The organism is Actinomycetospora sp., from assembly GCF_055612215.1.
The window spans coordinates 1-7,891 of record NZ_JBVPVA010000823.1 but is presented as its reverse complement, the minus strand read 5'-3'; the positions used below and the strand labels follow the sequence as shown (position 1 = coordinate 7,891).

Annotated in this window: 7 protein-coding genes; 5 read left to right on the top strand and 2 right to left on the bottom strand. The window is 73.7% G+C overall.

The features are described from left to right. Positions 1-42: 42 nt before the first annotated feature. Positions 43-1,650 carry a purine-cytosine permease family protein gene (locus AC0CYZ_RS22465; RefSeq protein WP_472219430.1) on the bottom strand — a complete coding sequence of 536 codons (1,608 nt, stop codon included), beginning with the start codon at positions 1,648-1,650 and terminating at the stop codon, positions 43-45. A gap of 275 nt (positions 1,651-1,925) precedes the next feature. On the opposite strand from AC0CYZ_RS22465, the gene AC0CYZ_RS22460 reads away from it, so the two are divergent. Together AC0CYZ_RS22460 and AC0CYZ_RS22455 are read left to right on the top strand one after the other, a co-directional pair. Further along, positions 1,926-3,182, top strand: coding sequence for an ATP-binding protein (locus tag AC0CYZ_RS22460; protein WP_472219428.1), 1,257 nt, complete (start codon positions 1,926-1,928; stop codon positions 3,180-3,182). 37 nt (positions 3,183-3,219) lie between these two features. Then, positions 3,220-4,350 (top strand): tetratricopeptide repeat protein, encoded by a 1,131-nt coding sequence (locus AC0CYZ_RS22455; RefSeq protein ID WP_472219427.1) that lies wholly within the window; start codon positions 3,220-3,222, stop codon positions 4,348-4,350. Positions 4,351-4,359: 9 nt separating this feature from the next. On the opposite strand, the gene AC0CYZ_RS22450 is transcribed toward AC0CYZ_RS22455, so the two are convergent. After that, a complete protein-coding gene (locus AC0CYZ_RS22450; protein WP_472219425.1) occupies positions 4,360-5,358 on the bottom strand; it encodes a cation diffusion facilitator family transporter in 999 nt (332 codons plus the stop codon). Between the two features lie 225 nt (positions 5,359-5,583). Here AC0CYZ_RS22450 and AC0CYZ_RS22445 point away from each other — a divergent pair, with 225 nt between their 5' ends. The 3 genes from AC0CYZ_RS22445 (at position 5,584) to AC0CYZ_RS22435 (ending at position 7,816) form a co-directional block, all read left to right on the top strand. Next, on the top strand, positions 5,584-6,477 hold the full coding sequence (locus AC0CYZ_RS22445) for a hypothetical protein (protein ID WP_472219423.1): 894 nt from the start codon (positions 5,584-5,586) through the stop codon (positions 6,475-6,477). A 129-nt stretch (positions 6,478-6,606) separates the two neighbouring features. Continuing rightward, positions 6,607-7,158 (top strand): GNAT family N-acetyltransferase, encoded by a 552-nt coding sequence (locus tag AC0CYZ_RS22440; protein ID WP_472219421.1) that lies wholly within the window; start codon positions 6,607-6,609, stop codon positions 7,156-7,158. 10 nt (positions 7,159-7,168) lie between these two features. After that, positions 7,169-7,816: a class I SAM-dependent methyltransferase gene (locus AC0CYZ_RS22435; RefSeq protein ID WP_472219419.1), complete on the top strand. Its 648-nt coding sequence runs from the start codon at positions 7,169-7,171 to the stop codon at positions 7,814-7,816. Positions 7,817-7,891: the final 75 nt, after the last annotated feature.

Here is a 7,891-nt window from a genome sequence, read left to right as displayed (position 1 = left end):
CCGTGTCGGGACACGGGAACGCACGCACACGTCGGAGACAAACTAGGACGTCGTCGGCTCCGGGAGGACGTGGGTGCCCGCACGGTCGGTGGAGAGGCAGAGCGAGCAGACGTGCCCGCTGCCCGCCGCCGACGCCGTCATGTCGGGGCGCTCGAAGTCCTGCCCGCAGGACACGCAGGACAGGGTCTCCCCCGAGGGGTTGCCGAGCTCGTCGTACATCGGCGCGTCGATGCCGTCGTCGGTGCGGCGCAGGTAGTACTTCCCCTTCGTCGCGAGCGCGATGATCGGCGGGAAGACGAACGCCAGCACGATCGCGACCAGCGGGGAGTACGACGCGAGCGTCTCACCGAGGGCCCCGAAGAAGGCGAGGATCGACACGCCCGCCGCGATGACCATCGAGCCGAACCCGACCGGGTTGACGGCGTAGAGCATGCCGCGACGGAACTCCGGCTGCTTGGGGGAGATCCCGAGGACGTACTTGTTGATGGTGATGTCGGAGGCGACGACGACCACCCACGCCATGCCGCAGTTCGCGTAGAACCCGAGGATCGTGTTGAGGAAGTCGAACATGTTCGCCTCCATCAGGATCAACGCGATCGCGAGGTTGACCCCGAGGAAGACCAGCCGGCCCGGGTAGTGCTTCGCGACCCGGGTGAAAGAGTTGGTCCAGGCCAGCGAGCCGGAGTAGGCGTTCGTGACGTTGATCTTGATCTGGCTGATGACGACGAGGATCACCGCGAGGGTGAGCGCCAACCACGAGGGCATGATGTTCGTGTAGGTGATCAGGAACTGCTGCACGGGTTCGTTGGCGAATCCGGCGCCGCCCGCGACGTTCGCGATGAGGTAGACGGCGAGGAAGAGGCCGATCACCTGCTTCGCGGCACCGAAGATCACCCAGCCGGGGCCGGCGAGCACCATGGCGGTCCACCAGCGCCGCGAGTTCTCCGCGGTCCGCGGGGGCATGAAGCGCAGGTAGTCGATCTGCTCCGCGATCTGCGCGATCAGGGAGAGGCAGACGCCCGCGGCGAGGAAGACCGACCCGAGGCTCGGCGAGCCCTGCCCCTTCTCGCCCTGGTAGGCGAAGAACGTGGACACCGATTCCGGGTGGCTGATGAGCAGGTACACGAAGGGCAGCACCATCAGGACGAGCCAGACCGGCGTGGTCCAGAGCTGCAGCTTCGAGAGCAGGCTCATCCCGTACACGACCAGCGGGAAGATGATGATCGTCGAGACCGCGTAGCCGATCCAGAGCGGGATGCCGAGGCCGAGCTGGAGGCCCTGGGCCATGATCGAGCCCTCGAGCGCGAAGAAGATGAACGTGAACGTCGCGAAGATGACGTTCGTGACCACCGAGCCGTAGTAGCCGAAGCCGCTGCCGCGGGTGATGAGGTCGAGGTCGAGGTTGTAGCGCGCGGCGTAGTAGGCCAGCGGGAAGCCCGACAGGAAGATGACGACCGCGAAGACCAGGATCCCCCAGAGCGCGTTCACCGTGCCGTAGGAGATGCCGATGTTCGCGCCGATCGCGAAGTCGGCGAGGTAGGCGATGCCGCCGAGGGCGGAGGTGGCCACGACGCCGACCGACCACCGCCGATAGCTGCGGGGCGCGAACCGCAGCGTGTAGTCCTCGAGGGTCTCAGCTGATTTCCCCATCCGGGGCGGCTTGCTCTGCGCACCGCTCGGCGGCGCGGACTGCGCCTCGGCGGGCTCCACGTCCTGTGACACGCTGGTGTTCCCCTCACGCCCTGACCCGGGACCATCGCCCCGATCGGGGCAACCACCCAGGCATCCTGCGTGAGCGGCGGGTGAGGCCGTTTGCCGTCAGGTCACCGCTTTGTTAACGCCTCCGCTCGGAGAGCGACCTGCGCGCACGGGGGCGGCCGGAGATCACCGCCGGGCCCGGCGGCCCGGGCCCTACGCTGGACGGCGTGACCGGTGCCGACCCCCTGCTCGCGAGCCTGCGGGCGGCGGTCACGGCCGCACCCGGCGACGTCGCGCTGCGCCTGCACCTCGCCGAGCTGCTGCTCGACGCCGGCGAGCGCGAGGAGGCGGTCACCCACGTCGCCACGGTCCTCGGGCAGGAGCCGGGCAACCCGGGCGCCGCCGCGCTGATGACCCGGGCGCTCGCCGCGCCCGGGTCCGGTCCGGTGCCCGAGGCGCCGACCCGACCCGGCCCGCCGTCGGGGTTCGACTGGGCGGCGGCCGAGCACCAGGTCCAGGACGTCGTCGGCCCGCGGTTCGCCCCCGACGACGTGATCGGCCAGGAGCCCGAGGTGGTGCCCATCGGCCCTCCGGCGGGTGCTGCGCGGTTCACGGTGGAGCGCCCGGCCCTGCGGCTGGCCGACGTCGGCGGCATGGACGCGGTGAAGAAGCGGCTGGAGGCGGCGTTCCTCGCCCCGCTGCGCAACGAGCAGTTGCGCGCCCTCTACGGCAAGAGCCTGCGCGGCGGGCTGCTGCTGTACGGGCCGCCCGGCTGCGGGAAGACCTTCTTCGCGCGGGCGCTGGCCGGGGAACTCGGGGCAGGGTTCCTCGCCGTCGGGATCCACGACGTGCTCGACATGTACGCGGGCAACTCCGAGCGCAACATGCACGACGTCTTCCTGGCCGCCCGCGCCGCCGCGCCCTGCGTGCTGTTCCTCGACGAGCTCGACGGCATCGCGCAGAAGCGTTCGACGATCGTCGGCGGGGTACTGCGCCAGGTCGTCACGCAGCTGCTCGCCGAGCTCGACGGGGTGGGAGCGGACAACGAGGGCGTCTTCGTGCTGGCCGCGAGCAACATGCCCTGGGACGTCGACCCGGCGCTGCGCCGCCCCGGCCGCTTCGACCGCACGGTGCTCGTGGTCCCGCCCGACGACGCGGCCCGCGAGGCGATCCTGACCTACCACCTGCGCGACCGGCCCGTCGAGAACGTCCGTCTCAAGCCGCTGGTCGCCCGTACCGTCGGCTTCTCCGGTGCCGACCTCGCCCACCTCTGCGAGGCCGCGACGGAGCGGGCCCTGCTCGACTCCGTCTCGACCGGCACCGCCCGCATGATCACCCAGGACGACCTGCTGGCCGCCGTGGCCGACCTGCGCCCCTCGACGGGGCCGTGGTTCACCACGGCCCGCCAGGTCGCGCTCTACGCCAACGGCGACGGCGCCTACGACGACCTCGTGGCGCACATGAAGAAGCACAAGTTGATGTGAGGCCGGGGGCGAGCGGAGCGACCGGGCGAGGGGGAGCATGACCGAGGCCCGGCGCCGGGCGGCCCTGCTGGTCGACGCCCGGCAGTACGAGCGCGCGCGCCCCGAGCTCGCCCGGGCGATGGCCGAGGACCCCGACGACGGGGCCGCGTTCGTGGTGCTGGCGATCCTGGAGCAGCGGCTCGGGAACCACGAGGCGTCCCTGGCGGCCCTCGACCGCGCCGCCGCCCTCGGGGTCGCGCCGACCACCTGGCTCGCCACCCGGATGAACACCCTCTACCACGCGCGGCGGTTCCCGGAGACCGTCGCGTGCGCCGACGAGCTGCTCCGCCACGACCCCCAGCACCTGCAGGCCCACATCCTGCTCGCGCAGATCCTCGGCGGGGAGGGCCGCGCCGACTACGCGCGGGCCCGTGCCCACGCCGAGCACGCGGTCTCCCTCGCCCCGGAGTCCGACCACGCCCACTACGCGCTGGGGCAGGTCCTGGCCTCCGCGTACGGCCGCTGGGGCGCCCGGGCCGCGCTCCCCCGCCTGCAGCACGCCGTGCGCCTCAAGCCCGACGACCCCGCCAACCTCAACGCCCTCGGCGTCGTCGACCTCACCCTGGGCCGGTCCCGCCGGGCGCTGCGCTCGTTCGCCGACGCGCTGGCGATCGACCCCTCGCTCGACGTCGTGGCGTTCAACGTCCCGCTGGCCATGCTCGGCCTGCTCCGACGCGCCGGCCTGCTGATCGCGGTGCTGTTCGTCGCCGCCGCGGTCGCCGGGGTGGCGTTGTCCCCGCGGCGCCTACCGCCCACACCGGGAGCGGGGTGGCTCGCGCACGCCGTCGCGGTGACGGCCGCCCTCGCCGTCGTGGGTGTGGTCCTGACGTGGCTGGTGCGTGCGGTGCCGCGCCAGATGCGGCCCGCCGCGCGCCGGGCGTGGCGCCGGGACCCGGTGCTGGCGCCGCTCGTGGCGTCGGGCGCGCTGCTGGCCCTGTGCGCCGTGCTGATGCTCGCCGTGCCGCTGCCGAACGGCGTCCAGGTGCCCCCGCTGGTGCTGCTGGGGCTGGTCGTCCGGGTGACGGCGAACCTCGTCGTCCGGTCGCGGACGGCGCGCTACCGGAGGGAGCGGCACCGGGAACGGGCACAGCTGTGGCGGCCACCGCCCCGGGAGCGGCCCGGCGCGTGAGACGGGCCGTCACGTCCGCGGTGAAGGCACCTCGCGGGGCGGCGCGCAGTGGACCTCGTGGTCGGCGTGCTCGGCCGTCTCGATCTGCAGCGTCGTGTGCCCCAGCCCGAACCGGTCGCGCAGCGCGTGCGCCGCGCGGTCGAGCACGCTGCCGTCGACGGCGCGGCCCTCGCAGTGCGCCGTCGCGTCGTCGTCCACGACGAGGTGCGCCGACGCCGCGGGCACCTGGTCGGAGATCACCCAGACGTGCAGGTCGTGCACGTCGCGCACGCCCGGCACCTCGGTGAGCGCGGCCCGGACCTCCTCCACGTCGACCCCGGGCGGCGCACCCTCGAGCAGGACGTGGGCGGTGGCCCGCAGCAGGGCGAGGGTGCGCGGCACCAGGATGAGGACGATGACCAGGGACGCCACCACGTCGGCGTAGGGCCAGCCGGTGAGCAGGACGACCCCGGCGGCCGCCATCACCGCGAGCGAGCCCAGCGCGTCGCCGAGCACGTGGAGCACGGCGCCGCGGACGTTGAGGTTCTCCTGGTCGCCCCCGGAGAGCACGGCCAGCGAGACGAGGTTGCCGACCAGGCCGACGGCACCGAAGGCCAGCAGCGCCGCGCCGGGGACCGTCGGCGGGGTGGCCGCGAACAGCCGCTCGACCGCCTCGAGGGCGACCCAGGCGGTGACGGCCAGCAGCGCGAGCGCGTTGACGGCGGCGGCGAGCACCTCGGAACGGCCGAGCCCGAAGGTCCGCCGGGCACTGGGTGGACGCCGGCCGAGCCGGGCCGCGACCACGGCCGCGAGCAGCGCCGCGACGTCGGTGACCTGGTGGCCGAGGTCCGCCAGCAGGGCGAGCGAGCCGGTGACCCAGGCGCCGACCGCGCCGGTGAGCAGGACGAGGGCGGTGACGACGAGGGCGACGGTCAGCCGCCGGCCGTTGGCGTCGGCCCCGTGGGCGTGTCCGGCATGGCCGGAGTGCCCGCCGTGCCCGTGGCCGTGCGCGTCGCCTCCTCGCCCCATGCCCCGACGATACATGCACGCATGCGCATGTCGACACGACGCGCGTGCGGCGGGTGCGCACCGAGAGCGGACCCCAGCGCCACGACCACCGGCTCGTCGTGACCCGAGCCGACCCGCTGCTCGCCCGGGCGGAGTAAAGCGGTCGTCACTCGTTCGAGTTCATGTCGTTACCCCGCCGTGGCCGGACAGGAGTTCGTCACACCTCGGGGGAAGGGCGAGACACGCATGGCCAAGCACAGGGTGACGCTGGGGCGTCGAGGGGTGGCGGCCCTCGTGGCGGCCGGCGCGCTGGTGATCGGGGGCGCGACCGCCACGATGATCGGGACCGGCAACGCGGACGTCCTCGACGCACTGACCTCCGGGACCACCACGACGACGGTGCTGCCCGACCTGGCGCCGTTCACCAAGGACGACGTCCGCGGCGCGGGCAAGGCCGAGGTGTCCGACGAGTACGGCGCACCGACCGGGGGCGGCAAGGCGGCACTGCGCCTGTCCACGCCGACCGGGAGCGACAAGGTCTCGTACTACTCGACGGAGGACAGCGGGACGCCGCTGGCCGAGTGGATCCCGACCGCTGCGTACTCCGCCTACCAGGGCGCGGCCGACAACCCGATCCAGTTCCCGAGCCTGCAGCTCATCGTCGACTACAACGGCCCCGACGTCGCGGGTGGGTACTCGGCGCTCACGTACGAGCCGGTCTACAACGAGGGCGCGAGCACGACGCCCGACGAGTGGCACCGCTACCTGGCCGGTGCGGGCAAGTGGTGCTCGACGCAGGTCATCCCGGGCGTCATCGACAGCGACCACACGAAGTGCTCGAACGACGGCGCGAAGCTGCTCTCGGACTACGTGACCGGCTCGCCGGGCATCGTCGTGCAGGCGGTCGAGATCAACCAGGGGTCGGGCAACCCGGGCCTCGAGTCGGCGGTCGACCTCATCTCCACCCCGAGCACGACCTACGACTTCGAGCTGACCAAGCCCGTGATCATCCCGCCGATCACCGACCCGCCCACTCCCACGACCCACCCGGGGACCCCCGGTGAGCACGGTGGCGGCTGGGGCAACGGCCACGGGAACGGCAACGGGAACGGGAACGGCAACGGCCACTGCGGCTGCTGACCGGCCCACTCCGGGCCGCTGATCGTCCGGTCCCCGTCCCTCCCGGGACGGGGCCGGCGTCGCTCCCCGGCCGTCGTGCGCCTAGCAATCCGGTCGAACCGGGCGCGACGAGCGCCTACCGTCCCGTCGGTGCGCGTCACCTTCCGTCCCGTCACCGCCGACGACTTCGGGCTGATCGGGCGCTGGCTCGCCGAGCCGCACGTCGCGCGCTGGTGGGCCCACGAGACCAGCTCCGAGGCCGTCGAGCGCGACTTCGGACCGACGCTGCGCGGCGAGGAGCCGGCCGAGGACCTCGTCGCGCTGCTCGACGACGGGTCGGGCCGGTCGCGGCCGCTCGGGCTGTGCCAGCGCTCCTTCTGGCACGCCTACCCCGAGGAGGTCGCGGAGTTCGCGCCGTTCGTGCTGGTCCCGCCGGACGCGATGACGATCGACTACCTCGTCGGATCCTCCGACGACGTCGGCCACGGGCTCGGCAGCGCACTGGTCCGGGCGCTCGCCGACGACACCCTGGCCACGCACCCGGGGTGCGGTCAGCTGCTCGTCCCGGTCGTCGCGGGCAACGTCGCCTCCCAGCGGGTGCTGGAGAAGGCCGGGTTCGTGTTCGTCACCGTCGCCCGGGCCGCGCCCGACAACCCGGTCGACCCGCCCGAGCACCGCGTCTACCGGCGGTTGCGGCCGTAGGGTGCCGCCCGTGACCGGCACGTCCTCTCCGTCCAACCCCTGGCTGGCCGTCACCGGCGGCACCGCGGGCCCCGACTACGCCGCCCGGTTCGCCGCGCTCGCCGCCGAGGGCGCCGACCTGCACGGCGAGGCCCGACGGGTCGACGCGCTGCTCGCGGAGCTAGGCCGCCGCCCGGGCGACGTGCTCGACGCCGGCTGCGGCACCGGACGGGTCGCGGTGCACCTCGCAGAGCTGGGCCACCGCGTCGTCGGGGCCGACCTCGACCGCTCGATGCTCGCCGAGGCCCGGGCGGCCCGCCCGGACCTCGACTGGCGGCTCGTCGACCTCGCCCGCCTCGACCTCGGCCGCCGGTTCGACCTGGTCGTCGCCGCCGGCAACCTCTGGCCGCTGCTGACTCCCGGGACCCACGCGCGGGTCGTGGCGCGCCTGGCCGCCCACCTGCGCCCCGGGGGGCTGCTGGTGCTCGGGTTCGGGCTGGACGCCGACCACGTGCCGTTCACGCTGCCCGACGGCGTCGCGTTCCCCGACCTGGTCGCCTACGACACCGCCTGCGTCGGCGCCGGGCTCACCCTGCGCACCCGGACGGCGGACTGGGACGGCACCGAGCCCTACGACGGCGGGGGCTACGCGGTGAGCGTCCACGCCCTGCGCGCCTGACCGGCGGCCGCGGACGTCAGGACCCGGGCCGCGGGGACGACGACGGGGTCGCCGGTGCGCTGCTCGTGGTGGGGG